The following is a 26,001-nucleotide window of genomic DNA, read 5'->3' on the forward strand; positions in this document are numbered from 1 at the left end:
GCAACAAAGGCGCGATAATATTCCATTCCAAATCAGTCAGCTCATGGCGGCGACGGGTCATCATTAGGCTCCCAAATCAATGGCAGCCTTGAATCACCGTCAAACCCAAAGGGGAAGCCCGTTTATGAGTTTACGGCCTAGGCTCCGCCTTATATCGAGAGCACAGAGGTCTGCGCCTGTACCTATCGCGGTACCGGATGTGTGCCATTTCTGAGTTTATGCCAATCGCCGCCCAGACTGGAACCCTTCTCCGCCGCGCCTGTTGGGCCACACGACAACGCACAAGGGCTCCGAGATGAAGACGCATTACTTCGCCATGTCGATTGCCGCTTCGCTGCTGCTGGCGTCACCTACCGCCTATGCGGGAGGCAACGGCCAAGGTGGACATGATCATAGCGGACAGAATAACTCCGACGGCAACGACTTCCAACCCAGCCAAGAAGAACGGGAGATGTGCAGGGATCCGAGAACCTGGAACCCGACCTGCCCGCCCCTGTTCCACAAGACGAAGCAACATCGCTTTACGTGGATATAGGCCCTGTCGGGACGAACGCTCCTGGCACCTATGCCGTTCTGCTCGTCGGGTCGATGGTGCGGATTCAAAAGGATCGACAAGCGCTGTCACAAACTGAACACATCACCGACGTCGGCTGCCTCGCCCACCCCCTTGAACGAGGCATGCCGAAGCTCGCCGTCATTCCGTCCACGCACGGAACTCGATCTCCGCGACCAGCTCCGGCCGAACCTACGTCACRTTCGGGTGCTTCTTGCCGGTGTCGACCGCGGGCGCAGGGACGGCAATCTTGTCCATCTGCTTTCGAAGCTTCGTCGCCGACGCGCTGGTGAAGCCGGTACCGACACCGCCGACTGTGCGCGCCGCCAACAGCAGCCGACCGATACCGCCAAACTTGGCGCCATGCTCATAGCCAATGATCAGGAAGCTTTCCGATTGGACGCATTTGATCTTGAGCCAGTCTCCGGTCCGTCCGGAGCGGTAGGGTTTGCTATCGTCTTTGGCAATTATGCCCTCGAGCCCGAGCGAACACGCTTGCGCAAAGAGCTCATCGCCGTCGACTTCGATCGTCTCAGATAACCGGATCGCGCCGGTCCGCTCGCCGATCAAAACCAAGCCGCACCGAAGCTTAGCGATGCTGCCGGAAGAGATGGAAGTTGTGCAAGATGTATTCGACGCGATTGTCGCCGAACCGTGGTTCCACCGCACGCTTCTCAACAAAGACGAATTCGCGGAGTTCGTATTTCAGGCGTTCCGCCAAGGCATCACGGATCGAGGCCGCCTATTCATCTATTGCTGTGAGGCCGCCGCACTTCAATCCAGTCGGCAAGCCTAACCGCAGCCTAAGCGGAGACAAAAAAGCCCACCGCGTAGGGGTTCGCGTGGGTCTTGTACACGGCTGGGGGGGCGGATAGTGTTGAAGGGATGGCGGTAAACCCGCCCTGGACCCTGCGCAATCAACTGACAAGCTTCGCTCAGATTCCGGGTGGTGGCGTGAAGTATCAGAAACCGGAGCCAATGTACGATTTCGCACGCTCCTAGTGTAGAACTACAATTTTACTGAAGTTTCTTGTTGCAAAGACTACCTTATCAGTGCTCGATTGTGTGAGCACGGGTGCAGCGTCCTGCGTACCGCCCGGCGCCGCGAATCGTTGTGGTTCGGCCTCATCCTCCGGACCGCCCGTGTTCAAGCTTCGATGCAAAAGGATTTTTGAAATCGAATTGCGAAATGAAATTGTGCTGCGATTTATGGCGGATGCCGGAATGAGGACGGGCGACGGCGCGCCGGTTGATGCGATCGTGAATTATGGTTTCGATCGAGGGTTCGGTCTGGACGAAATGGAGGCCATCCTCATCACTTCAGTGAATTGTGGATGGATAAGCGTTACAGGCAACAATATTCATCTGACTCGGCTTGGGTATCTTTTGATCAGTCCGGCAAACGACAACGGCTGACCATCTGGACTGTGAAATGCGTGGCCGCCTTACTGAAATGCTACCGTAGTCGGAGTTGGTTCGGCTTTAACGGTTGATTGATCGCTGGTTCGGCCGGAACGTCCCCGCCCGATACAGTATCGCGCCAACGCAGAGGGTGCCGTTCGTGCACAAAGACGCGGATGGGGCATCGTAAACTTAACGGGCGCGAGGCAATCGTAGCCCGCTCGCACTATGACGGTTCATGCCCGAGCGATTTGCGCCCACAGATTCATCGCTGCAGCGCGCAGTTCTCGGTGATGGCGAGAGGAGATATCGTGTCTGGGGGGTGGAAAAGATTGGCGATCGGATCATGGATCGAGACGAAGCGCTGTAGATGACGCTGTCCCGGCAACGTAACTATCGTCCTGTAGAGTGTGCGGGCCATCTATTTGGCACGCACTATCGCACTCAGTTGGGTTATACACCCAGCCACCGTTGGTAATCAGATGATGATCGGTGCCGCCGACAGCGTGACAGGTCTGTCGGGTGGAGGGGGCAAAGAAAGGGCAGCTAGGCGGGCTTGCCATTTCAGTATTCGGTCGCGATACGCAGATCGCCGACCGCGGCGTTCTTTTCGCTAAGGATATTAGCATGATGCTCAACGCTTTGGGCGTTGCAAGCGCGGACTGCAGATTGTCAACAAAGGCGAAATTCAACGCTTCAACATCCGCATCGATCATGAATCCGCCGATGTTGATTTCCATTGAGAACTGACCCAGTTTGACGGGATATTTCCATCGGTGGAAATGCCGATTTACGCTGACCCAGCAGTTCGCGTAAATTGACGATGTACTTCAAAGCTTTGACAGTGGCAATGTGGATCGGCGCGAAGCAGACGCTTTCGTCTGCTGGCCCGGCATAGCCGAGAACGATTGGATGCGTTTGCCGATGGGCGCGATCAAGGACATCGTCCCACCGACCCCTCCGCCCGATCCCGAAGCGCCCGGCCCATTCTTGTTCGGCGGCCCGGGGCGGGTGGCGCGCCATTCTGACGGCGGCGGGTTTCACCGATATCGCTATCGCGCCATTCGATGCCTCCATCCCCTTCGGCGAGGGCGGGACGCGGCGATCGACGACGCGGTGGAGATGAAACTCAAGGTCGTGCCGTTGTCGCGCGCTTGCTGATCAGCCAGACGACATCCGGGCCCGGGCCTCGGCAGCGGTTCGTGCCGCCTTCGCGGGCTGCTCCGGCGAGCGGTCGGTGATGATCGACGGCGTGGCGTGGATCGTCACCGCGCGCAATCCGGCAGGCCGCTCTTCCGCATCCGCACTGCCGCCGCCTTGATGGGAATCGAACCGTTGACCCATCGAACAACCAATGGTGTTGGAGCTCATTGAGATACTTGCGATTCCGATGCCAAAAGAACGGCAATCTGCCGACTGAAGAAATTTCTAAAACCGTTCTCAAGTCGGCTGGAGTAGTGTGCTGGATTAAGGCACAAGGATTGTCTGGAACAAAGGGTGCGACAGATGACCGGCACATCCGACACATTGGCTCTCCTCATCGACGGTGACAACGCTTCGCCGAAGATCGTCAGCGGGCTCCTGGCGGAGATCGCCACCTACGGCACGGCCAGCGTCAGGCGCATCTACGGGGATTGGACCAAGCCTAACTTAAACGGCTGGAAGGAGTGCTTGCTGGAGCATTCCATCCAACCCGTCCAGCAATTTGCCTACACGACCGGCAAGAATGCAACGGACGGCGCGATGATCATCGACGCGATGGACCTGCTCTATACCGGACGCTTTTCCGCGTTCTGCATCGTCTCGAGCGATAGCGATTTCGCAAGGCTTGCGTCGCGTATCCGCGAACAGGGCATGACGGTCTATGGCTTCGGCGAACGCAAGACACCTCGCCCCTTCATTACCGCTTGTGACAAGTTCGTCTATTTCGACGTCCTCAACGCCAGTTCGGTCGAACCGGAGGCGCGCCCAGATGCACGACCCGTTGCCGCAGCCAAGGCAAAGGCGACGCCCGCCAAGGAAACTGCAAAATCCAGGCTTGACGCAGCCGCTTTGAAGATGCTTGAGAACGCCGTGACGGCGTCGGCCGACGAAGACGGCCGTGCCAACTTGGCGCGTGTCGGCGCCCACCTAGCAAAACAATCTTCTGACTTTGACGCCCGTAACTACGGCTTTGCCCGCCTAACCGATCTTGTCGAGGCCTCCGGCATTGTCGATGTAGAGCGAAGCGGCGACAGCCCGAAGATCGTCACGGTCCGTCTGAAGGGAATGACCCGGCCGAAAGCCAACCGCTAGATTACCGGCAGTGGCGGCGAATGGTGTTGATCAGACGGGTAGTCTCGGATCTCAGCAAGAGGTCGTCGTCAAGTGTGATGAAACGGGAATGCATCGTTGCCAACCTGACTGGAAATAGCCGCTGGAAGGATTCCTGGACATCCTCCTTGCGACCAAAAATGGGTTTAAAAACCTTAGTCCAGTTGTCGCTCTTCTCGATGATCAGTTTGTAATGCGTGAAATCGGCGTAGTCTATCAGCGGGATATCGACGGCTCCTGCCGCGCGCGCCTTTTCCCGCTTCGCTTGCCAATCGTCTCGGACCAGGGGCGGCAGCTGGTTCATCCACTGATCCCCGAAGGCACCGCTCATTACGGTGACGATGAACGCCCGCACCTCCCTTTCGAACCGAATAAGCGTTCGATAAGCGCTGGAATTCAGCTCGACGAAATCATCGTCATCGTCCTCCAGTAGTTCATCTTCCTCGACAGCAAGTCCGGCAATTACAACCGCTTCATGGTAAGCCGGCTCGGAAAAATGCGTCAGATGCGGGTCAAAGCCCCTGCTGTCATACAATGCGAGGCGCCCGGCGGCTGTTTCCAGCTCTGCAACGTTGAAGGTGATCGGATCCCGCCAATCACCAAGTTCGAGCCGCAGACGCGAGGAGACGTCAGCGCTGAACGATAATGCCGATGTGGAAAGGCGACCGACCTCCTGGAGGTCGATGAAGGACTGGAACGAAAGCATGTGATTGTGGATATCGACCCAGCCAAGTCGCATCGCTGCCATTCGGCTTTCGACCGTCTTCGCACCCCCGAGCTCGGCTATCGTCGAATTTATGAGCTTCAAATCTGCGACAGCACCCGATATTGCCTGTGTATCGGGGAGAAGGAACTGCTGTTGCAGATCGCGCAGTTGATCGGAGAACTGAGCATGTTGTGCTCGAATGCCGAGCACGTCGCCTTTCCAGTTCGCCTGATCGATCTTGGCAACCGCGCCACTGAGGCCGCGTACCCGCTCCGAGATGGCGTCACTGCCTCCCAGGGTCTGGCGCAGCTCCGCAAACATCCTTGTAGCTTCCGTTGAACGAGACGTCAGTTCCGTCATCATCGCTTGCATATCTGCGCCGGGACCAAGTCCGCTCGCTACTCTTAACGACTCTTGCAGGTCCTTGAGAGGATTTCCTGCCCTTTCAATCTCGCGGCTGAACTCAAAGAGCTTCTTGAATTCGTCGTTCATTGGCGCCCACCTTTGCGGTACATCCATACTCAGTTTTGAATCTGGCCTCGACGTTACCGCTTATCATCTGCCGATTGCTAGAGAACCTTCTAACCGCACAGACCATGCCAAGGCTTAGACCGGGTCCGTTTTGGTTTCATATCTCATCACATATCTTTCCTTCTCTCCGCGAACGACACTAGTTCCCGTCAGGTTCAGCATCCTGGTAATGCCGCGACCATACCGCTCGGGGTTAGGACTGCCTGGGGTCGGAAAAGGCGGAATCATCATATTCTTGCCATTGATAATTTGATCCTGCTGCAGCGACGGGATTGCGACCTGGAAAACATCGTTTCCATAGGCCAAGATCATGAATGCATAAGGGACGTCTGAAACGGTGGGTTTCCGACGCAACAGCCAGACTGTGATCAGGTCGTTGGGCATATGCCCGGGCAGAAAGGTCCATATCAGCGGAAATTTATCGAGAAAGCTTTTGGAGTGGTCGATCTCGCCAATCCATTTGATGGCTTCAGAAAACTGCGAGATCTCTTCCTCGGGCATGAGCGTCAAGGCTACTTTGACGAACGCCTTTAGAACGGCGACGGGCGTGTAAGGGTCTCGAACCAAATGGAAGATGATTCTCTGGTTGACCTCGTCGACTTCAAAAGCCGGATCATGTTCATACTGCTTGATGTCATGACCGAACTTGGGGTCATAACGAATGCTCCAACCTGGCTCCTTGGCGGACTTATATAGCGAAGGCACACCGTTCTTCCCCGCAATCCGCGCGAAGCTCCGGCTCACCTTGGACCAGTTTCCAAGGTCATTCTCGATGCCGCGGCCAAAGTTCCCGTTGCAAGCGTCGCATTCGTAATAGCTAAATAGCACCTTATTTCCCAAGAGCTCGGGAATCGCGTGCGCCTTGTGACGAAACGTCACCTCGGGTTTCTGACGATTACAAAAGCGGCAGACGCGGTGTTCCTTACTACCCACGAAAAGCTTTTGGCCTGGCCGTAGGAAAAGCGGCGTCGCCAGAGCATAACGAGATGTGTAAAATGAGATCGCTTTCTGATGCGTCTCATCGAACGGGTTCAAGGACATTGGGTCATCCGGATTTAAGAACTGGCCGCAATGTGGGTTCAAGGGCCTTCCTCTAGAATAGGCAGATCAGCATTTTCCAATGGCGATGTCACTCCGCGCCCACAGCCGAATCGGCTGCAGCCGCCGAATTCTAATGAATACCGCGAGACAAAATATTTCGTCCGTCCGGCAAACTCATCTTAAACCAGCCTCAGATTCCTCGACGATGCGGTTGTCGGCATCGCTCAGGATCATCACGGGAGCGAGTGGGCTTCGTCCCGGCGGGATCAATGCGGCATACCTCGACTTCCCAACCGCTTGATAGCCTGCTCAAGCGGCCGCTGACCGTTGCAATAGCCCGATGTTGTCCCGATACGTTCGCGCGCAACAGAAAATAAACGAGTATGGCAACCGGCTCTTCAAACCCACATCGGATTCGCCAATCTCCCCAAACACCGCTATTTCCATCCCTTGGAAAATGCTATATGTTCTCTTTTTGTTCTATTCGGCTCAATGATGAAAACCCGCGATTCGTGGAGGAGAAAAGGTTGATGTCTGGGGAAGGCCGCGATCGAAAATCCCCTCTCGGCGCTCCCGCTGAGCTCTGTCTCGGTAACACTCCTCGACAGGAGTGACTATCGTGTTTGACGATTTCACAACTCCTACCGATGCACCTAGTCAGGGGTCGGACCATAATCATCGTATAGTGGCTGTGCAGCCGCCCCAGCGAAAAATCATTCACATCGATATGGACGCCTTCTACGCGTCCGTTGAACAGCGGGACAATCCCAACCTGCGTGGCAAGCCTATTGCGGTCGGCCATGGAGAAGCCCGTGGTGTGGTGGCTGCCGCGAGCTACGAGGCCCGCAAATTCGGTGTTCATTCGGCGATGCCGTCTGTGACCGCAATACGCAAATGCCCAGACCTCATCTTTGTCAAACCTCGTTTTGATGTCTACAAAACGGTTTCAAATCAAATTCGAGAGATCTTTGCCGAGTACACGTCGCTCATCGAGCCGCTCTCGCTCGACGAGGCCTACCTCGATGTAACCGAAAACCACAAGGATATCGACATCGCGACAACAATCGCCGAGGAAATCCGCGCCAAGATCAGGGAGGTCACTCGTCTGACGGCCTCTGCCGGCGTCAGCTACAACAAGTTCCTGGCAAAGATGGCAAGCGATCAACGAAAACCCGATGGCCTATTCGTGATTACGCCAAAAAACGGTCCGCGGTTTGTGGAAGTGCTGCCGGTGAATAAATTTCACGGGGTCGGGCCAGCCACGGCCGAACGAATGAGACGACACGGGATTGAGACTGGCCTTGACCTAAGATCAAAATCACTTGGTTTCCTGCAGCAACATTTTGGCAAAAGCGGTCCCTATTTCTACGGGATTGCCCGCGGGATCGATGGTCGCGAGGTTCGGGCTGACCGAGAGCGAAAATCGGTTGGCGCCGAAGATACGTTCATGGAAGACATTGATCGGATAGACTTCGCGCGCGATGAGCTCCCACCATTGATCGAGAAAGTGTGGCGCCATTGTCAGTCACACAGACTGAGCGGAAAGACAGTAACACTCAAGGTCAAATATTCCGATTTTGAGCAAGCGACCCGCAGCCGCACCGTGAACGTACCGGTCTCGTCTGGCGAAGACATCCTCGAAATTGCCAATCAGCTATTGACGACCGTCGCCCCGTTCAGAAAGCCGGTGCGGCTTCTCGGTGTAACGCTTTCGTCTCTCACACCAATTGCCAGCGTGGCAAAGGGTCAGCTGCTGCTGGAACTGTAGGACGGGCTCACCGAGCGAATGCCACTGCAAGATCGAGCTACTTCCGGACCTGGCGCAAGGCAGCCGGCAGGCTCCGGCACTCAACAATGCGCTCGCCCAAGAGCCCTACCACCCAATCATGGAGACGCTCGGGAACAGCCATGCGAGCACCCTTCAGTCCCCTGAAGAGAGCATCGGCGATACGCTCGGAACCGAGGGCGGTAAACACCTCATCGGAACGCAGGATGTCGGCAGTTGCCATGAGTTCAAGGCCCGGGAATCGCTCGCCGGAGATCTTGATTGCCTTGCGTTCGTCGATTACGGCAGTTCGGTTCAACGAAACGGCGACCGCCAGCGTGGCGGCCTCACCGTCGTCAAGCGTCATTTCCGCCGGTCCACTCAGGAGGCTTTCGAACAACTGCTCAGCCTCTTCATCAAACGCCAGGAACTCCAGCAATCCTTCCTGAACGAGGCGCTGGGCCAACTCGGCATCGTTCCTTCCATTGATGCGATCAAGAATGAGTTCATCGCGTACGACATCACTGGCGCATAAGGTGACGCCATATGCGCGGATAATCTCAGTGGCATGGGCCGTGGCGTTGAGATTGATGATGACACTGGTGTCAACGACAATCGCCGCATGTGACCTAACGGAGGATTGAGGTTGCCGCATTGGCCCCGCTTTCCTCGGCGTCGATGTCACTCAAAATATCGCGAACCTGGATGCGGTCGAGATGCAGGAGCCGTGAGATCTGCCCTTCACTGAGAATGCCGCGCTTGGCGGCCTGGTACGCCATCAGGCTCGTTTTGAGTGAGACGGGCAAAGCGGCCTCGTCCTTAAGGCGATCGCTTTTTCCGGCGTCACCTAACACCTGGCGAGCTTGCTCATCGGTAATATTGCCATTGGCCAGGAACCAGTCCCACGTCCCTTTCTTCGTGAGCTTGAGCTCCTCAAGCCGGCGAACGATCGCCTCCCGGGATACATGGAATATATGCGCGAGCACGATGACGTGCCTGCGAGTGAGGCTCGTCGAGCCGGCTGTAACTTCGGCGAACTTCAGTCGCACGGCTTGAGCCGGGGTCAGGAAGCCCCGCGCGAATGCATTGGCATATTTTTCTTCGCGGGAATTTTCCAGCTCGTCGAGTTCAGACACTTCCGCGTCCGTTCGCGTCGCCACCAAATGCCCAAGCTCGTGGGCGGCCGTCTGGGTTCTTCGATCAAGAGGGTGATTTGCATTCAATAGAATGCATGCCCCGACCTTTTCATCAAAGGCGAACAGACCTGAGATCTTTGCCGCAAGCTTGCGAGCATAGACTCGGACACCCATTTGCATTTCCAGCAGCGAAACAATATCGGCGACAGGCGCCAGCCCCAGACCTAGCCAGTGACGAAGTTCCAATGCGTGCTGCTCAGCCTGCTCCCGCACGTCACCAGACAGGATGCGGCGCTCGGGCGGAAGATTGCGAGTATGTTCGATACCCAGCAAATTCTCGAGTTCGACCTCGGCACGGACGAGCTGCGCCATCAGTTCGGCAGCCTCTGCCACCGGTCTCTCTTCATTTTCGGCGAGCTTGCGGAATTTCGGGACAAGTTCAATGTGAACCGATTCTTTCCGCATAAGCGCGTTTGCGGTCGTCCCGTAGAGGCGCGCGAGTTGCTGCATTTCGCCGATCTTGACGCGGCGTTGGCCTTTTTCCATTGCAACGAGCGTGGTTCTGGCTACGCCGATCGCTTCGGCTGCATCCGCCTGCGTTTTGCCGGTGCTCTCGCGGGCGAGCCGAAGCCGCTCGCCGAGCTCCTCCTGCGTCAGTTGGTCATTGACCTCACTCATTGCGGTCAGGCCAGCCACTGCGCTACAAACGACTTGGGTCCGAGATCCTTCATAAAAGCCTTCCATTCTACTTCATGCTGTTGGAGCAAGCCGAGGAGGTCGTCTTCGGCTTCCGTTGGCGTCATTCCAAGTTCTTGAGACAGAAACCAGGCGTGCCGGGCCACGCGTTTCCGATGTACGGGTGAAGAGCGCAAATCCGCCAGATGATCAAGATGCAAAGTGCCCGCGATCGCGTAATGTTCCATGGCTCCGGTGATCTTGTTGAAGCCAAAAGCCGCACCCTTCGTAAACTCGCCGGCACGCAGATCTTCCCAGATATAGTTCTCCTTCGGCTCTTCCAAACCGGCGGCATGAAAACTGAGCCGACGCAACATGCATGCGGCGCAGATCCCGCACTGCCTTCGCTTGCCATCAACAGATGAATTTCGGTTCTGCTGCCAACACGAGCGCGTTCTTACCCATTCATCGGGATTGACCGGCAGGGCGGCAAATTCACCCAGCGTCTGCCCCTTGGTCTTCCAAAGTCGAGGGAGGCGATAGGTGACCTGATAATTGAAAATTGCCGCTACAAGACGCTCCATTCTCCCGAAGAAGAGTGGATGATTGCGGTAGTCCTCATAACCGTGACTGGTTTGCACAAGCGAGGGGCCAAGCGCGCCTTGCCCGCTCTCTGGCATGACAATGTCGTGCGTACCGAGGAGATAGGCAGCAATCCCGCTGAGAAGCGTGAATTTGAAACCGCGGCTGCGGACCGTGGATTCGGCGAAAGGGCGGTCTCCTGATTTGACCTTGAAGGGAATCGTCAGGAACGGTGCCTTTCGATGTTCAGTGCGGGGGCGGTCATCGGTTTTTGCACCGACACGGACACGGATCAGCCGATCGGAGCGCCCGCCTGCCGTCATCATCGCCGTGACGGCGCGCGAGTCCAAACCATCGCTGAATGGCGTCACGACCTTGGACGAGTCGCCGAATTCAAGCCTGCTTTGCCGGCCGATATCTTCCATGGGCGAGCGACGTTTATGAAAGGTAATCTGCCACTCATCTCCCGTCAGGAATTTAAGCGCTGACATGAGCGCGGATCCTACCTGCGGCGTTTCCCAGTGGTCGACGTCATGAACCGGCAAGTGAAGTTCAATTCGGCGCATCCAGCCCCAGGCCGGGCGTTTGCAGCTTTTGTCGCAAAACTCGACGGCAGCGATTAGGACCATGACATCGTAGATGCGATTGTCCCAGTTCTTGGTCCGATAGTCATCAAGATCTTCCATCGTGAAAACGATCGTGCTGTCGATTTCGATCGTCTGCCACGATGGCATCGAACCTGCACCGCGCTCAACCACAGCGACACGGATCCGCGGGCACTCTCCCTGAAGAACTTTCAAAACGGCACTCCTTCCTCAAGACTGTCGCGCACAACAGGAGCGCGGGAGACGGCCGCCGTCTTGTCTCCGATCACAGAGCGAGCGATGCGAGAAAACGAGCCGTTTGCATCCATGGCATTCATGGTCTCGTTCATTCGCTCGCGGATATTGAGCGACGCGCGCCGGCCCGCTTCGACAAGGTAGTGTTCTTCGGTCGTCCGCGCGTTTGCAGCAAGACGCTCTCGCAGAGCGGTATCGACGCCTTCCTGGACGGCCTCCCTCCCCTGCAGCCCCTGCTGAAAAGCCATTACCGTGCATTCGATGGCGCTGGCCCCCAGAGGCGAAAGGCTTAGATCATCGCGCAACGCTCGAAGCTGCTCCTGAACAAAACCAGGAAGTCGCGTCAGCAAGTCCTCACCGTCGGCAATCCTGATGATGCGCGCAACGATGGGCGCGAGTTCGGTGCGTGCGTCGTGAAGAATTGCCGCCTCTGCCGCTTCGCAGACCTGCTCGACCGGAAAGGCAGGCTTGTAGGCCCACTCCGCGAGTCTCTTGTATTTCGGTCGCAAGGGCAGACTTTTATGGGGACCGTCGCTCATTCGAATCTCCTTATGTCAGATAGGTTGATATTATTTATCTGACATGTCAACATTCATCTTATCAGCGAGTCGTCGACGCTGGATCAACCGACCGAAGAGCGAGTCCATGAAAGACAAATATATCAACTTCGCCGCCCTCGCAGATGCGGAACCCGATGCCTTTTCGATTACAGCTCTGGATCGTGGCAGCGACGTGTGCGTCATTGCTCCGCATGGCGGCAAAATCGAATCCGGCACGTCCGAACTTGCCCGAGCTGTGGCGTCGGATACCTGGAGTCTCTACCTGTTCGAAGGCCGTAAAAATTCGGCAAACCGGGATCTGCACATCACGTCTACAAACTTCGACGAACCGAGAGGTGATGCCCTTGTCCGTAAAAGTGAGGTTGCGATTGCATTCCATGGCTGCTCCGGAGAAGGAGAAACCATCTTTCTGGGCGGCCGACATCAGCAGTTGATCGAGAAGATGGGTAAAAATCTTTTGGACGCCGGTTTTGCGGTAGCCCGCCACAACGATCCAGATCTGCAAGGCACCAACGTTGCCAACGTCTGCAATCGCGGCCATTTCGGGATGGGCGTTCAGTTCGAAATGACAATTGCTCTTAGAGACAGGCTGAAAAATCCGGAGCGCAACAGCGAACGTCCCAATCTTTCAGACTTCGTCGATGCAATCCGACATTCCATCTAGGTGCGGTTCAAACCGAGTCATTGATGGACGGGTAGTTCCTAAAGCAGAGAGGTCTAAGAACCTAGCAACGCAGAAACCGCGTCTAGGATTTTGTCCGGCGTTTCCGGCAGCAGTGTGCTTCCATTGAAGGCGCAGGGCCTTGTCCTAAACCGCAAACAGTGCAATCAACCTTTGCTTGCCTAAGGCCAAATAATAATGAAACACTTCTCGTTAGAAGAGTGGATCCAAATGGCGAGGACGTATTTCGTTGTCCATTGACTTTGATCGCTGGGTTCAGATGAGCGAGGTTCCGACCGCGCCTAATCTGTTTTTCTTAGGCGCTTGTGAAAACCGCATTACTTTCTATTCCCAGCAAGTCCGGGCGCTATCACTTGTGCACGCACTGGCAATGAAAAGCCGTCTGAAGAAGAACGAACGTATTGCCGTGGTTGGTGCAGGAGTAGCTGGACTCACAGCTTCCGCCGCCTGCGCCATGCACGGCTGCCGTGTTGATCTTATCGAGAAGGGTGCCGGCGTTATTCCACTCCAGAGCGGATCGTCGCGTTTGCTCCATCCGCATATCTATGAGTGGCCGACACGTGGATCGCTCCTCGATAGCGCGACGCTCCCATTTCTAGAGTGGAGGGCTGACAATGCGGCTTCCATTCGGAAAACTCTTGAAACCTCCTTCGACTCGCTTGCTACCGAGTTCAAACTGCTGGTTAAAAAAACAGACACAGCACTCACTAATTTGGAGAGGATCGGCGAAGAGTGGCAGCTGACCCTAAACCAAGCCGGGTGTGTGAAGGATCAACTCTATGACAAGGTCATCGTTGCAATCGGCTTCGGCGATGAGAAAATCTGTGGTGACGCGCCGCAAATCGACTACTGGCGGGACCCAGGCCCCGGCAGTGGTAAGGTCGAATTGAACAAAAGGCGCTTTTTTGTAAGTGGCACCGGCGATGGAGGATTGACGGATCTCCTAGGTGTTCTTTTGATGGACTTCGAACACGTTCAGTTCACGTCAGAATTTCTTGACCTAACCGGGCGTCGTGATTTGGCTTATTCTGTCCAAGCCGCAGAAAACTCTGTCGCGTCAAAGGGCGCCGACCTCGCGCCTTATTTTAAGTCACTAGTGCTTCCGATCTTGGAGAAGCGCGGCATCATTGATCACATTGGACGGAGATTGCGCGACGACCGCTCGCTTGTCTTCAACGCTAATCCCATTCTCGGCAAGAACATGGCCTCTCGCCTTAACCAAGTGATGGTTTACTCTGTGGTTGAAGCAGCCAAAGCGAAAGGAGGCCTGTTGTCGTTTAGTTCCGGTAGAGTAACTGGAGTCCATAAGAATGGCACGGTGTTCAACGTTCAAGGGCCGCAAATTAACGACGCTGCTCTCTTGTTAGACTTCGATGAGGTAATCGTGCGTCATGGGCCTGACAAAGATGCTCGTTATGCGCCCGTCGCGGCAGCCTTTGCGTCCTATAAGGAAGCCCATGGCGCGATAATCGTTGCGCATCCTGATTGGACCGAGCCTCCACAGCTTGCCGCAGAGACTTTCGATTATTTCGACGGACTTTTTTCCGATGCCATGTCGGACCTACCTTCCAAACAGGCGCGCGAAGCGCAAGCTAAAGATCGGCGCCAACGCATCCTCGTCAGTTGGGACCGAGCCTTCCACGAGCCGATGCAGCAAGGTCAGTTGGATCTTTTGACTGTTGCGAGCAAAATCGAGAGTCTGAGCGAACCCATCACGTTGGTACTTGCGCTGCCGCCTGACAAACTTGCTGATTATCTGCCTCCATTGAAGCGTCTTGTCTTGGCGAGCCGTGGACAGCTTCGTCTGGCAACCGTCGTTGAACATCATGCTCGGTGGCAGGATATATCTGCGGCAGTTTCATCTCTGGGCGCTTTCCCAACGCCCTATGAGCCGCGACCGCTTCCCAAACCCGACGAACTCAACCAAGCAGTTGACGAAATGCTCTTGCGCGCCCTTGATCTCGGTATCCAGGCGGTCATCGTGTCTGGCAAGTGCCCGGGAATAGGTGAAATCCACGCGACACTCACTAGCAGCTTCGATGCAACCTGGAAGTCGTGGAGAGCATCGATTCACGCGTCTCCAGCTTTGCGATCGGAGTTTCTTAGGCTTCTTTTCCAAGTTGAACTCGAGGGCAAAGAACCGTGGCCTGGGGATCACGGCGCTTTGCCGGGCCTGGTTGCCGCCGTAGTTCTCATGCTCGCCACCCATCTAGGACAGACATTGTTGCCCGCCACTTGCTCCCCAGGAAATCTGCAATTTGGCACGAATGCTGTAGCGCTGGGATCAGGCTGTTTGCATATCGCAGGAAAGCCCATCGATGATTTTGAGGATCCGGACGCGTGGAATGTAGATGCGTTGATACTCGCTGGCGCGCGCGAAGAGATGTTTCGCAATGCTGGTCTAATCTCGGATGGTGGTGAGAGGCCAACTTCGCTTTTGCGACCGGAGCGGGTTTCGCCCGTTGTGATCACCGCAGCGCGCAAATGGCGAAGGCTCCTCGAAGCCGGACAAGACGACTGGCGAAGTGCGGTCGTGAGAGAGTTCGCGGAGTGGCGCGACAGGCAGGACAAGAGTCTCGGGGGCGATAATGTTGCTAGATGATCTCTGCTCTCGTTTAATTGCCGCTGCCGGCGAGATGGAATGGGAGGCTCGAGTCGAACCGACTTTGACCAACAGGGCATTTCGTGGGCGCGAAACTGAGGCCGATGTGCGCTTTTTGGAGAATATGCGCGGGCTGATGTTGGGACGTTATCCCGTACTGGCAGCGGAGATTTCTATCGCCCCTCAAGAGAACTCCATCGCCGACCTGCGAGCCGCGCACAACCAGATGCTTATCGCTCGATCTTACTTGCGCAAAGAGCAGATCATCGACGCGCACATACTTTTTGTCGCCGAGGAGCCTCCTTCGGATACCGATTGGCGCCGCCAAGTCGACAAGATTGAACGCGACGAATCCGTCTGTAGAAAGCTTGTTTGGATGCCGGATCGTAGTGGCATCAGTTCCTCTTTCGACGCTTTTCGGGATCGAACATTCCTCGCCCGCCCCTGGACAACGGCTCAGCCGCGAAGCGATGCGCCGCTGGACCAGAACGAAGAGCTGGTTCAGAAAGTGTTAGAAATGAAGGGACTAAGTCGCGAGGAGGCAGAGACTTGGGTTCGATTGGCAGCAAGCGGCCTCAATGACTCCGAAGCACTGGTCCAGCAGTTGATAGCCGCAATGGAGCCTTCGACATGAATCCTATTTATCTCAGTGAGATAGAATTGCAGGAGTTTCGTAGCTTCTCAAAATTGACGGTCGCATTGCCATCGATGCCAGGCGTGCTAGTTGTCCACGGCGCAAATGGGCTAGGAAAGTCTTCGCTTTTCGACGGTCTCGAATGGACGTTCACCAATCGAGTCGACCATTATCCTGAGGCCAAGACCACGGAGCCGAGGAACTATCTTCGCCGATGGAAGGCTCCTGCTGGAAATCCGACACATGTCCGCCTCGAATTCAGCGACGGTGGTTGGATACGACGAACCCTGGCGGGTCTCGATGGAGATGGCATCACAGATGTCACGGCCTTTTTGAAGGCACCATCTTGGAAAACGGAAATCCGTCACCTCAATCGATATCTTTTGCTTACGCACTTCCTTGGACAGTCCACGGCGACTCGGATGACACACCGTGATGCGCGCGAACGGTGGGAATTTCTCAAAGGGCCAGCTCAAAGTGATAGGGCAGCAGAACTTGCAAAGGCGCTGCACGGGCACGGGTCGAGTCTTCCCGCGCAAACCTTAGCCGCATGTCGGAGGAACTAACCAGACAGGTAAGCGAACTCGAGCGACTCCTTTCCGACGAACAACAACAATGGCAAGCGGCCCAGCTGGAGGGCGCCATTGATGACCTTACGGCTGATCAGGAGGCGCGGGACCTTTACGCCAGCTGGGATGAGATGCTGCGTGCCCTCGGCGGAAATGTACCGTTGGCACCCTCGACCGGCCTTGATCTACGGATCGCGGACCTTCAGTTACTGGCGGACAATGCCCAGGCTTTGGTTCGCAGCAGAGAGGAGGTCCTTGAACAGGGCCGCCGGCTACTTGCTGAACAACTGCGGGTCGATGGCGAGATTTCTGCCCACAACGCGACGCTCTTGGCTTTGCAGCTCGAGGCGGAGGCCGCCTCACCCCGGAGGACACAGGCCCGCGTACACCTTGACGAGTTGACCGTGAAACTCGATGCGCTGACTGATCGACTTAGCGTCGCCCAAACATCGCTCGACGCTTTGGGATCGAAAACGCCTTTCTCTAAACTCAAGGCACACCTACGGGCAAAGGCAGAACGCTCCGTGGAAGCTTTGTGGGATACCGTTGGCGATATCGTCAAACTCTTCCAGGCAAACGAATGTGCAAACTATTTCCGTGCAGCCGGCTATGATCCCGATAAAAGCGGACTTGCTCTAAGAGGTTTCAAAACGGCATTGGCTGGAGCATGGTGTCCGAAAAGGAGATACTCTATGGCTAAAGGATCGGACCTGCTTGTCGATGCACTCGAGAACGAAGGCGTCGAGTACGTTTTCGGAATTCCAGGCGAGGAAAATCTCGACTTTGTGGAATCGCTTCGCACGTCTTCGATCAAGCTGGTACTTACACGACACGAGCAGGCGGCCGCGTTCATGGCCGCGACCTACGGCAGGTTGACGGGCAAGCCCGGCGTGTGTCTGGCGACCCTCGGCCCGGGCGCTCTCAATTTTACCACCGGAGCCGCCTATGCCCTGCTCGGCGCGATGCCGATGGTTATGATCACAGGCCAGAAGGGTATTCTCTCCTCGCGTCAGGCGCAGTTCCAGATCGTCGATATCGTCGCGACGATGAGGCCACTCACCAAAGCCTCCCGTCAGATCGTCTCCGCATCAACGATCCCGACGGTAGTTCGTGAGGCGTTCAGACTTGCCCAAGAAGAACGCCCCGGTCCCGTCCATCTCGAATTGCCTGAAGACATCGCCGCAGAGGACGGTGGCGATCCGAACCTGATTCCGCCACATGACCTCGAACTGCCGATCGCCAGCGGCACTGCTCTCGACAGGGCAGCCGCGATGCTTGTCGCCGCGGAGCGTCCGTTGGTGATGCTCGGCGCGGCAGCGTCGAGGCCACGATCGACCTCGGACCTCGCCGAGTTTGTCGTGCGCGCAGGAATACCGTATTTCAACACGCAGATGGGCAAAGGTACGGTGCCGGGCGGCACTGAGCTCTATCTCGGGACGGCGGCACTGACCGAACGAGACTATGTCCACGAGGCAGTCGAGAGAGCCGACGTCATTTTGACGATCGGCCACGACACCGTGGAAAAGCCGCCCTTCGTCATGGGACCGGGCGGACCAAAAGTCATACATGTCGGCTATCAGCCGGCGCACGTCGAAGAGGTCTATTTCCCACAAATCGAAGTCATCGGGGACATCGGCCCGTCGCTGAAGCAGCTTGGTGAGCGTGTCCGCGGCAAGCTCAAGAATGCCCAGGCGCTTTTGTCGCTCAGGGACGGAATCCTCGCCAGGATCGCTGATCGGGCAACAGAGGATCGGCCGACACCGCAGCGCCTTGTCCATGACATCCGTGCGGTCATGCCGGACGACGGCATCGTCGCGCTTGACAACGGGATGTACAAAATCTGGTTCGCGCGCAACTACCGTACGAGGATGGCCAACACCCTGCTGCTCGACAACGCACTGGCCACGATGGGCGCGGGCCTGCCCTCTGCCATGGTGGCCTGCCTGCTTTACCCCGAGCGCCGCGTCATGACGGTCTGCGGCGACGGCGGATTCATGATGAACGCACAGGAACTGGAGACGGCCGTCAGGTTGAAGCTCAATCTCGTCGTACTGATCATCGAGGACAATGCCTACGGAATGATCCGCTGGAAACAGGCTGTCGACCACTTTCCCGACTTCGGCATGACGTTCTCCAATCCGGACTTCGTCGCCTTTGCCGAAGCGCATGGTGCCAAGGGCACGCGCGTCAGCGATGTGAAGGATCAGAAAGCCGCGCTGGAGAACGCGTTCGCCACCGGCGGGGTTCACCTTGTGGTCGTGCCCATCGAATATTCGGAAAATAAGCGCGTTCTGGTTGACGAGCTGGCGGAGCGCTTTGGGGATCACCGGCCGGCGGCAGGCTAAAAATCACCGGGTCCGCGTGAAGGCGCCATCATCAACGAATTGTTTGAGGATGAAATCGGCGCACTGCAGCTCAAATTCTACTGCTACCTCGGCCTGCGCGACAAGGAGCCTAATGGCCTCGAGGAGCAAGCAGAGCAGAGGCAGTTCGACAGCGACAGGGGCTACAAAGCCGCTCTGCTGTCGACCTTGAAGACGACGCGGAAATCATTTCCGCGTCCGAATGCTAAAGAGTGAAGGTCTTGATAGGATTCGAACCAGGGACGCGTCTTGTCTTATCTGAAATCCCGCGTCTTCACCTTGATTGCATCGAGTGACAGATAAGGATCGACGATATCTCTCGCTCGCGGCCCCTTCGGAAACCCACGTGGATCCGGCGCCGGCGACCCGTGATGAAACTCGTCGCCGCGTCCATGCGGTAGCGGAAACGCGATATCGCGGTCCCCGACGCTTCCGAGTTCCGAGGACAGATCGGTCAGCCGGTGGGCGACGAGATGCACGACGTCGCCTTCCCGCTGAATGCGGCCATAGACGCCGATCATGGCCGCGCCGAGCACGACCCTCCGATATTTCTCGAACACTTTCAACCAGACGACGAGATTGGCGATGCCGGTTTCGTCCTCCAGGGTGATGAACATTACGCCCTTGGCAGAGCCCGGCCGCTGACGGACCAGAACAAGGCCGGCCGCCTCCAGCCATTTTCCGTCGCGCGCCTGCATCGCCTCTGAGCAGGTGACGATGCGCCGGCGGCTGAAATCAGTCCGCAGGAACGCCAGCGGATGGTTTCGAAGCGTCAATCCGACATGACCATAGTCCTCGACCACCTCCCCGCCCGACGTCATGGGTTTCAGGGCGACCATCGGCTCGACGATTTCCGAAACCGTCTGCTCCTCGCGCGCCGATGCGGCCGCAAACAGCGGTAGCGGCTCGTCGCGCAGCGCCTTGATCGCCCAGAGCGCCTCGCGCCGGGCAAGTTTCAGCGACGGCTGGAACGCATCGGCTTCAGCAAGCTGAACCAAAGAGGCTGCCGGCACGGCAGCGCGGCGCCAGAGATCATCGACGGAGACGAAGGGCTGATCGGCGCGTGCTGTGATCATCGCTGCGGCATCGACATTGGCAAGACCCTTGACCATGCGCATGCCGAGCCGGACGGCAAACCGGTCTTCGTCATCCGTCGGCTCCAGCGTGCAGTCCCATCGACTGGCATTGACGCAGACGGGTCGCACCTCGACGCCATGATTACGGGCGTCGCGCACGATCTGGGCCGGCGCATAAAATCCCATCGGCTGGGCGTTGAGCAGTGAGGCGCAGAAGACATCTGGATGCCAGCATTTCAGCCAGGAGGAGGCGTAGGCGATCAGCGCAAAGGAGGCCGCATGGCTTTCCGGAAAGCCGTAGCTGCCGAACCCTTCGAGTTGCTTGAACGTCCGTTCCGCAAATTCCTGTTCATAGCCGTTCGCGACCATGCCGGAGATCAGCTTTTGCCCGAATTTAGAAACGCCACCGGTGTGCTTAAACGTCGCCATGGCGCGGCGCAGTTGGTCGGCCTCGCCGGCGGTAAAACCTGCGCATTCGATCGCGACCCGCATCGCCTGTTCCTGGAACAGCGGCGCGCCCAGCGTCTTGCCGAGCACGTTCTCCAGTTCCGGCTTGGGATAGATGACCTTCTCCTTACCCTCGCGGCGGCGGAGATAGGGATGCACCATGTCGCCCTGGATTGGGCCGGGGCGAACGATCGCCACCTCGATGACGAGATCGTAGAAGGTGCGCGGCTTGATCCGCGGCAGCATCGACATCTGCGCCCGGCTTTCGATCTGGAAGGTGCCGAGTGTGTCGGCCTTGCGGATCATCGCATAGGTGCGCGGATCCTCGGCCGGGATGGTCGCCAGATCGAGATTGATGCCCTTGTGCTCGGCAAGCAGGTCAAAGCCACGCTTCATGCAGGAAAGCATCCCAAGGGCCAGGCAGTCGACCTTCATGAATTTGAGGATGTCGATGTCGTCCTTGTCCCATTCGATCACCTGACGATCGGCCATCGCCGCCGGTTCGATCGGGACGAGTTCGTCGAGCCGGTCACGGGTGAGCACAAAGCCGCCGGGATGTTGGGAAAGATGGCGCGGGGCGCCCATCAGTTGCCGGGCGAGATCGAGCGTCAGGCGCAGGCGCCCATCGCCAAGATTGAGGTTGAGCTCTGCGGCGTGCTTTTCACCGACATCCTCTCCCCAGCCCCAGACGCCCGACGAGAGCATCTTGGTCATATCCTCCGGCAGGCCCAGTGCCTTGCCGACATCGCGCACCGCTCCCTTCGAGCGATAGCGGATGACGGTCGAGCAGAGGGCTGCATGATCGCGGCCATAGGTCTCGAACACCCATTGCATGACGATCTCCCGCCGCTCATGCTCGAAATCGACGTCGATGTCGGGCGGCTCGCGCCGCTCTTCCGAAACGAAGCGCTCGAACAGCAGATCGTTGCGATCTGGATCGATCGAGGTCACACCCAGCACATAGCAGACCGCGGAATTGGCGGCCGATCCCCTGCCCTGACAGAGAATGTCCTTTGAGCGGGCAAAACGGACGATCGCGTTCACGGTCAGGAAGTATGGCGCATAGGCAAGCTTCTCGATCAGCCGCAATTCGTGCTTGAGGCTCCCTCGCACCTTATCCGGCAATCCCTCGGGATAGCGCTCGGCGGCCCCTTCCCAGGTGAGCTGCTCCAGCGTCTGCTGCGGTGTCAGCTCCGGATGCGAGCGTTCCTCCGGATATTGATAGGCGAGTTCGTCAAGCGAAAAGCGGCAGCGCCCCATGATCTCGATCGTGCGGGCGAGCGCTTCCGGATAGCGGCTGAACAGCCGCGCCATCTCCTCCGGTGGCTTGAGATACCGATCGGCATGGCGTTCGCGCCTAAAGCCGGCATCATCGATAGTGACGTTGTGGCGAATACAGGTGACGACGTCCTGCAGGATGCGCCGTTCCGGAATATGAAACAGCACATCATTGGTCACGACCGTCGGCACGCGCGCCGCGGCCGCCATGATCGACAGTTCATGCAGCCGCATCTGATCGTTCGGCCGGCGGCGCAGCGTCAGGGACAGATAGGCGCGATTACCGAAGGCCTCGCGCAGGCGACGCAGGTTGAGGGCGCAGGTCTCATCGGCCCGGTCTGGGATGAGAACCGCGATGAAGCCTTCGCCGTAAGCAACAAGATCGGACCAATGGAGTTGGCATTTTGCCTTGCCGGCGCGCTTCTTGCCAAGCGACAGCAGACGGCAAAGCCGCGCATAGGCCGGCCGATCGGTCGGGTAGACGAGCACCGACACGCCATCGGTCAGATCAAGGCGACAGGCGACGATGAGGCGAATGCCGGTATCCTTGGCCGCCTGATGGGCGCGCACGATACCGGCGAGCGAGTTGCGGTCGACGATCGCCAAGGCCTCGATGCCGAGTTCGGCCGCCCGCACGAACAATTCCTCACAGGAGGATGCCCCTCTTAGGAACGAGAAGTGCGAGGTGACCTGCAGCTCGGCATATCGCTCAACGGCCGTCATCCGAATATCCCGTGCAGGAACCATCTTTGGCTGCCGGTTTCGCCGTGCTCACCGTCGCCAGCACGAAAAATCCAGTAGCGCTCGCCCGCCTCGTCCTCGACCTGGAAATAATCCCGGACCGCGACGAGTTCGGCGTCGCGCATCCACCACTCGCCGAAGACGCGCTCGGGACCATCGGCGCGTTTGACCCGCCTGCGGCTACCGCGCCAGGTGAAGCTGACCGGGGGATGGTCGGGCAACAGCGCCATCGTCTCGATCGGCTCGGGATGCTTGAGCAACCGGGCCGGCCGCGGCCAGTGATCCGGCCAGGTCTCGCCATTGTCCACCGTCATTGGCGCCACACGGGCGATGGACCGTTCGGGCACGTCGCTCGCCACCGGCACGACACGAAACAGCCGCCGCTCGCCGATGCGGTTGCCGAGAATGTCGATCAGCCCAGAGACATCGGCTTCCGGTTCCTCGACCAGTGACGAGATTACCTGCCGCGCGACCAGCGGCTCGGCATGGGTTGCCGTCAGTGACATGATCTCGATGCCGAACCCGGGATCGATGGTGTTGATCCGATCGGTAAGCAATCGCGTCAGCCGTTTGACATCGCGGACCGGCCTTGCCGTTCCCGCGCGGATCGCCTGAAACGTGCTGTCGACGCGATGGAACAACAGATCGACGCGAGACGCGCCGAGGCCTTTTTCTTCAAGCACGCGGCAGAGTTGGTCTACGAGCTTGCCGGTATAGCGCGCGATCGTCTCAGTCGCCGCGATCGGTTCGCCGAAAGCACGGCGGACTTCGATCAGATCGGGCGTGCGCAGCGGATCGATCGGCTCGGCGACCCGCCCCATCGCCTGGTCGAGACGGCGGCCGAGTTCCGGCCCGAAACGCAAGGTCAGCGGCGCACGCGGCTGACCGGCCAACTCACCGATCGTATTGAACCCGAGGACGCGAAGACCGGTGACGATGGTGGGATCGAGCCGAAGGGCTGCGGTCGGCAGGCCGCAGATAGCGTCGGCCTGAGCATCGGGTGGAACGACAAGCGTCGGGTTTGCCCGGAACCGGGCGCCGGCATGGGCGGCACCCCAGGTGTCGGCGACAGCCGCGCGCGCCGCAATGCCCGAATGAAAGAAGCGGTTGACGATGCCCGACAGCATCAGCTCCTCACCGCCGTGCAGGTGATCGGCGCCGGTCGTGTCGATCACCAGGCCGTCGGGCGGATCGGCGGCAACGATCGGCGCATAGCGCTGCAGCGCCCAGAGCGCCAGCCGTTCGAGCGCCTCGGTATCGGCGAGCGGATCCGCGTCCATGATGACGAGACCGGACACCAGCGCCTGCGCCTTGGTTGCCGGCATGCCGATCCGCAGGCCGGCTGCGCGTGCTGCCTGATCGACGGCCAGAACAACACGTTGCCGCTGCTTGCGGCCGATCAGGACGAGCGGTGTCTCAGGCGGCGGCATAGCGTCGCCCAATTTCCGTCTGAGGCGATCCGTGGACCACATCGGAAGGAAGAGCGATACGACCCGTGGCATCTGGTGCCTCCACTTCAAAATCTGCACTTTCACCGGCGCGACAGCGGATGAGTTCAAGCAGCCAGCGGGCGCGACCGACACCTGGCACCGGCAAGGGAGAGGACGGCAAGACGGACACCCGCCAGCGGGTGACGGAAGCTGTCGGCTGCCCGAAGTCTGAAGCTTCCGTGTGTCGGCGCCAGCGGCGGATAGCGATGCCGATCGTGCCTGAGGCTTCGGCGGCAAGCTGCAGCCGGCGCGAGGCCGTCATCGACAGGCGTGCGAGTTCGCCGACGACGGCACCAAGTCCGCCATGGCGCAGTCCTTCCTCAACGCAAGCGAGCAGCGCCTTTTCGTCACCGGCCTCGACATAGATGACGCGGCCGGGAAGCAAACCGACATGCGCCAGCGCCGGCGCGAAAAGATCGGCACGTGTCACGCACCAGAGTACCTTGCCCTTGGTGCGTGCGGCGATAGCGGCGGCAAAAAGTGCAGAGGCAGCCCCGTCGATCGCACCGTTGCCACCACCGGCCACCTCATGCAGCGCCCCCAATGCCAGCCCTCCTCCTGGCAGGCGCCGGTCAATCGCAGTGATGCCGAAAGGAAGGACCGCGCGATCACGCGTGACCCCGCCCTCCAGCCGCTCGATGCGTTCGCGCAGCTCGGCGATAACAGGGTTGACGGCGTGGTCACGCATGCGAAATGGCACCTCCTTCCGGGCTTTCAGCGGTAGAGAACTACTTGTATGTTCTCTTTTTGTTCTTAAACAGAGGCGGAGTCAACCAACCATCAAGCGACTCATTTGGATGAAACGGTCGTTCGACTTGTATGAGTGGTCCTATATTCGAGGATTCGCGTATGGATTACAGCGGCATAGGAGGAGAGTTTTTAGCGATATGCATCCGGGCAAATTTGATGGCTTGCCGTCCTGCTCGCTGCTGCCCAAACCGGACGCGGCCGCAGCCGCAGCACGGCTGGCTAACCTGATCGCCCAGACGTGAACCCAGCCCACGTGGCCAACGGGAATAAGTTGTTCAGCAGTGTTTCGCGTCAGAAGCTCGACGCAAAACCAGAACCGACGGCTGCAATTTGCCTCACAGGAGGAGCGAGCCCTCAGGCTCTGGCGACTTTTTCTTGACCCAGAGCTCGCTCGTCTTTTCCATCTGCATCAATTCCGCAGGGAAGACGCGTTTCTGGAAAGCAAGCGCGTCGTCGAAGCTCCCATTGAGCCAGAGGTCATACTCATCGCGATGCAGCAGAACGGGCATGCGATTGTGAACTGGGGCGATTGCCTCGTTGGCATCAGTCATCGCACCCGAGTAGACCGGTCCCCATTCGTCACTTACACACCAAAGTCCTGCCCAGGCGAAAATCGGCTCGCCAGCAACGCTAAACCAGGTACGTGTCTTTGCGCCTTTCGGACCTTCCGCCTCCGCGAAATGCGTAACGGGTATGAGGCAACGCCATTGAGGTTTGCGTGCAAGCCCGATCCACATCCCTTTCGTCAGATCAGCGATATTGTTGACCGGCTTCGGTTTGGCCTCAGGCTTCATGTCCTTTAGCCGCAGCGGGAAACCCCAAACCATCGACTGCAGCACCCGCGCTCCGTCCCGCTCGAGTACAGCCATTCCTGGCGTGCCCGGATAGACTTCCTCGGGGGCGTTCGATTGGATCGGATTGGCGACGCCAAAATGTGCAGCCACCTCGGCGGCCGATTTGCGGACGGTATAGAGATTGCACATGCGATAAACCTTTCGACGGTTTGTCCTTGCGACTACAGGCTAAGCATACTGTTCCGGTTCTTGGAATACCGATCATGCGGTGGGATGCCGCTCTGCCAGCGATCGCCGCTGTGCAGGATAGTGAACATTTCCGACGGCATCGGCTTGCGAAACTGGAATGCAATGACGTCTTGGATCGTGCCGTGAAGCCAGCGATCCCATTCGTCTTTTTGCAACAGGACCGGCATGCGTTCGTTGAACGGCATGATCAGCTTGTTGGTATCCATTGTCATGCCAGCGAACAC

Annotated in this window: 21 protein-coding genes and 6 pseudogenes; 13 read left to right on the plus strand and 14 right to left on the minus strand. The window is 58.0% G+C overall.

Translation table 11 applies throughout. The annotated features are described in order from the left end of the window. The first annotated feature begins 295 nt into the window (after positions 1 to 295). Positions 296 to 535: a hypothetical protein gene (locus AC1D06_RS34385; protein WP_477990271.1), complete on the plus strand. Its 240-nt coding sequence runs from the start codon at positions 296 to 298 to the stop codon at positions 533 to 535. An 86-nt stretch (positions 536 to 621) separates the two neighbouring features. Here AC1D06_RS34385 and AC1D06_RS34390 read toward each other — a convergent pair. Further along, positions 622 to 1,132: pseudogene (locus AC1D06_RS34390) on the minus strand (ATP dependent DNA ligase); the annotation flags it as partial. A gap of 16 nt (positions 1,133 to 1,148) precedes the next feature. On the opposite strand from AC1D06_RS34390, the gene AC1D06_RS34395 reads away from it, so the two are divergent. Together AC1D06_RS34395 and AC1D06_RS34400 are read left to right on the plus strand one after the other, a co-directional pair. Then, on the plus strand, positions 1,149 to 1,349 hold the full coding sequence (locus tag AC1D06_RS34395) for a hypothetical protein (protein WP_477990290.1): 201 nt from the start codon (positions 1,149 to 1,151) through the stop codon (positions 1,347 to 1,349). A 347-nt stretch (positions 1,350 to 1,696) separates the two neighbouring features. Further along, the gene (locus tag AC1D06_RS34400) at positions 1,697 to 1,969 is read left to right on the plus strand and encodes a hypothetical protein (RefSeq protein ID WP_477990272.1); all 273 of its coding nucleotides are present in this window, start codon (positions 1,697 to 1,699) and stop codon (positions 1,967 to 1,969) included. A 221-nt stretch (positions 1,970 to 2,190) separates the two neighbouring features. Here the strand turns inward: AC1D06_RS34400 and AC1D06_RS34405 are convergent. After that, positions 2,191 to 2,333: pseudogene (locus AC1D06_RS34405) on the minus strand (IS6 family transposase); the annotation flags it as partial. After that, positions 2,299 to 2,694, minus strand: coding sequence for a hypothetical protein (locus AC1D06_RS34410; protein ID WP_477990291.1), 396 nt, complete (start codon positions 2,692 to 2,694; stop codon positions 2,299 to 2,301). The pseudogene AC1D06_RS34405 and the gene AC1D06_RS34410, both read right to left, overlap by 35 nt. Before the next feature lie 133 nt (positions 2,695 to 2,827). Between AC1D06_RS34410 and AC1D06_RS34415 the strand changes: the two are divergent. Both AC1D06_RS34415 and AC1D06_RS34420 read left to right on the plus strand, forming a co-directional pair. Continuing rightward, positions 2,828 to 3,275 (plus strand): annotated as a pseudogene (locus tag AC1D06_RS34415) (SAM-dependent methyltransferase); the annotation flags it as partial. A 185-nt stretch (positions 3,276 to 3,460) separates the two neighbouring features. Then, positions 3,461 to 4,249, plus strand: coding sequence for an NYN domain-containing protein (locus AC1D06_RS34420; protein ID WP_477990273.1), 789 nt, complete (start codon positions 3,461 to 3,463; stop codon positions 4,247 to 4,249). Position 4,250: 1 nt separating this feature from the next. Here the strand turns inward: AC1D06_RS34420 and AC1D06_RS34425 are convergent, their stop codons facing one another. Together AC1D06_RS34425 and AC1D06_RS34430 are read right to left on the minus strand one after the other, a co-directional pair. Further along, positions 4,251 to 5,465 carry a hypothetical protein gene (locus tag AC1D06_RS34425; protein WP_477990274.1) on the minus strand — a complete coding sequence of 405 codons (1,215 nt, stop codon included), beginning with the start codon at positions 5,463 to 5,465 and terminating at the stop codon, positions 4,251 to 4,253. Between the two features lie 114 nt (positions 5,466 to 5,579). Continuing rightward, positions 5,580 to 6,545: an HNH endonuclease gene (locus AC1D06_RS34430; RefSeq protein ID WP_477990275.1), complete on the minus strand. Its 966-nt coding sequence runs from the start codon at positions 6,543 to 6,545 to the stop codon at positions 5,580 to 5,582. Between the two features lie 691 nt (positions 6,546 to 7,236). Between AC1D06_RS34430 and dinB the strand changes: the two genes are divergently transcribed. Further along, positions 7,237 to 8,313, plus strand: coding sequence for a DNA polymerase IV (gene dinB / locus AC1D06_RS34435; RefSeq protein WP_477990288.1), 1,077 nt, complete (start codon positions 7,237 to 7,239; stop codon positions 8,311 to 8,313). Between the two features lie 37 nt (positions 8,314 to 8,350). Here the strand turns inward: dinB and AC1D06_RS34440 are convergent, their stop codons facing one another. Genes AC1D06_RS34440 through AC1D06_RS34455 form a run of 4 tightly spaced genes read right to left on the minus strand, consistent with a single transcriptional unit; the run spans position 8,351 to position 12,081 of the window. Continuing rightward, complete coding sequence (locus AC1D06_RS34440) at positions 8,351 to 8,965, minus strand: PIN domain-containing protein (protein WP_477990276.1); 615 nt, start codon at positions 8,963 to 8,965, stop codon at positions 8,351 to 8,353. Next, entirely contained in the window at positions 8,940 to 10,124 is a 1,185-nt protein-coding gene (locus tag AC1D06_RS34445; RefSeq protein ID WP_477990277.1) for an ImmA/IrrE family metallo-endopeptidase, read from the minus strand. Before AC1D06_RS34445 ends, AC1D06_RS34440 begins: the two co-directional genes overlap by 26 nt. A gap of 5 nt (positions 10,125 to 10,129) precedes the next feature. Further along, positions 10,130 to 11,503 carry a 7-cyano-7-deazaguanine synthase gene (locus AC1D06_RS34450; RefSeq protein WP_477990278.1) on the minus strand — a complete coding sequence of 458 codons (1,374 nt, stop codon included), beginning with the start codon at positions 11,501 to 11,503 and terminating at the stop codon, positions 10,130 to 10,132. Next, positions 11,500 to 12,081, minus strand: coding sequence for a hypothetical protein (locus tag AC1D06_RS34455; RefSeq protein ID WP_477990279.1), 582 nt, complete (start codon positions 12,079 to 12,081; stop codon positions 11,500 to 11,502). The genes AC1D06_RS34450 and AC1D06_RS34455 overlap by 4 nt, the downstream gene beginning before the upstream one ends. A gap of 106 nt (positions 12,082 to 12,187) precedes the next feature. Here AC1D06_RS34455 and AC1D06_RS34460 point away from each other — a divergent pair, with 106 nt between their 5' ends. From AC1D06_RS34460 to AC1D06_RS34490, 7 genes and pseudogenes are all read left to right on the plus strand, one after another. Beyond that, complete coding sequence (locus AC1D06_RS34460; RefSeq protein ID WP_477990280.1) at positions 12,188 to 12,766, plus strand: poly-gamma-glutamate hydrolase family protein; 579 nt, start codon at positions 12,188 to 12,190, stop codon at positions 12,764 to 12,766. Positions 12,767 to 13,013: 247 nt separating this feature from the next. Continuing rightward, positions 13,014 to 15,386: an ABC-three component system protein gene (locus AC1D06_RS34465; RefSeq protein WP_477990281.1), complete on the plus strand. Its 2,373-nt coding sequence runs from the start codon at positions 13,014 to 13,016 to the stop codon at positions 15,384 to 15,386. Continuing rightward, a complete protein-coding gene (locus tag AC1D06_RS34470) occupies positions 15,373 to 16,020 on the plus strand; it encodes an ABC-three component system middle component 1 (protein ID WP_477990282.1) in 648 nt (215 codons plus the stop codon). The genes AC1D06_RS34465 and AC1D06_RS34470 overlap by 14 nt, the downstream gene beginning before the upstream one ends. Next, positions 16,017 to 16,586 carry an AAA family ATPase gene (locus tag AC1D06_RS34475; protein ID WP_477990283.1) on the plus strand — a complete coding sequence of 190 codons (570 nt, stop codon included), beginning with the start codon at positions 16,017 to 16,019 and terminating at the stop codon, positions 16,584 to 16,586. Before AC1D06_RS34470 ends, AC1D06_RS34475 begins: the two co-directional genes overlap by 4 nt. 482 nt (positions 16,587 to 17,068) lie before the next feature. Then, positions 17,069 to 17,209, plus strand: a pseudogene (locus tag AC1D06_RS34480) (IS630 family transposase); the annotation flags it as partial. Positions 17,210 to 17,281: 72 nt separating this feature from the next. Then, positions 17,282 to 18,934 carry an acetolactate synthase large subunit gene (locus AC1D06_RS34485; protein WP_477990289.1) on the plus strand — a complete coding sequence of 551 codons (1,653 nt, stop codon included), beginning with the start codon at positions 17,282 to 17,284 and terminating at the stop codon, positions 18,932 to 18,934. Then, positions 18,935 to 19,168, plus strand: a pseudogene (locus AC1D06_RS34490) (SRPBCC family protein); the annotation flags it as partial. It abuts the gene before it with no gap. A gap of 38 nt (positions 19,169 to 19,206) precedes the next feature. Here the strand turns inward: AC1D06_RS34490 and AC1D06_RS34495 are convergent. The 5 genes and pseudogenes from AC1D06_RS34495 to AC1D06_RS34515 form a co-directional block, all read right to left on the minus strand. Next, positions 19,207 to 22,476 (minus strand): error-prone DNA polymerase, encoded by a 3,270-nt coding sequence (locus tag AC1D06_RS34495; protein WP_477990284.1) that lies wholly within the window; start codon positions 22,474 to 22,476, stop codon positions 19,207 to 19,209. Next, the gene (locus tag AC1D06_RS34500) at positions 22,473 to 23,996 is read right to left on the minus strand and encodes a Y-family DNA polymerase (protein WP_477990285.1); all 1,524 of its coding nucleotides are present in this window, start codon (positions 23,994 to 23,996) and stop codon (positions 22,473 to 22,475) included. Before AC1D06_RS34500 ends, AC1D06_RS34495 begins: the two co-directional genes overlap by 4 nt. Then, a complete protein-coding gene (locus AC1D06_RS34505; RefSeq protein WP_477990286.1) occupies positions 23,911 to 24,672 on the minus strand; it encodes an ImuA family protein in 762 nt (253 codons plus the stop codon). The genes AC1D06_RS34500 and AC1D06_RS34505 overlap by 86 nt, the downstream gene beginning before the upstream one ends. 397 nt (positions 24,673 to 25,069) lie before the next feature. Further along, entirely contained in the window at positions 25,070 to 25,717 is a 648-nt protein-coding gene (locus tag AC1D06_RS34510; RefSeq protein ID WP_477990287.1) for an SOS response-associated peptidase, read from the minus strand. Positions 25,718 to 25,749: 32 nt separating this feature from the next. Beyond that, positions 25,750 to 26,001 (minus strand): annotated as a pseudogene (locus tag AC1D06_RS34515) (SOS response-associated peptidase family protein); the annotation flags it as partial.

It is taken from the genome of Rhizobium sp. P2_G2 (assembly GCF_056403555.1).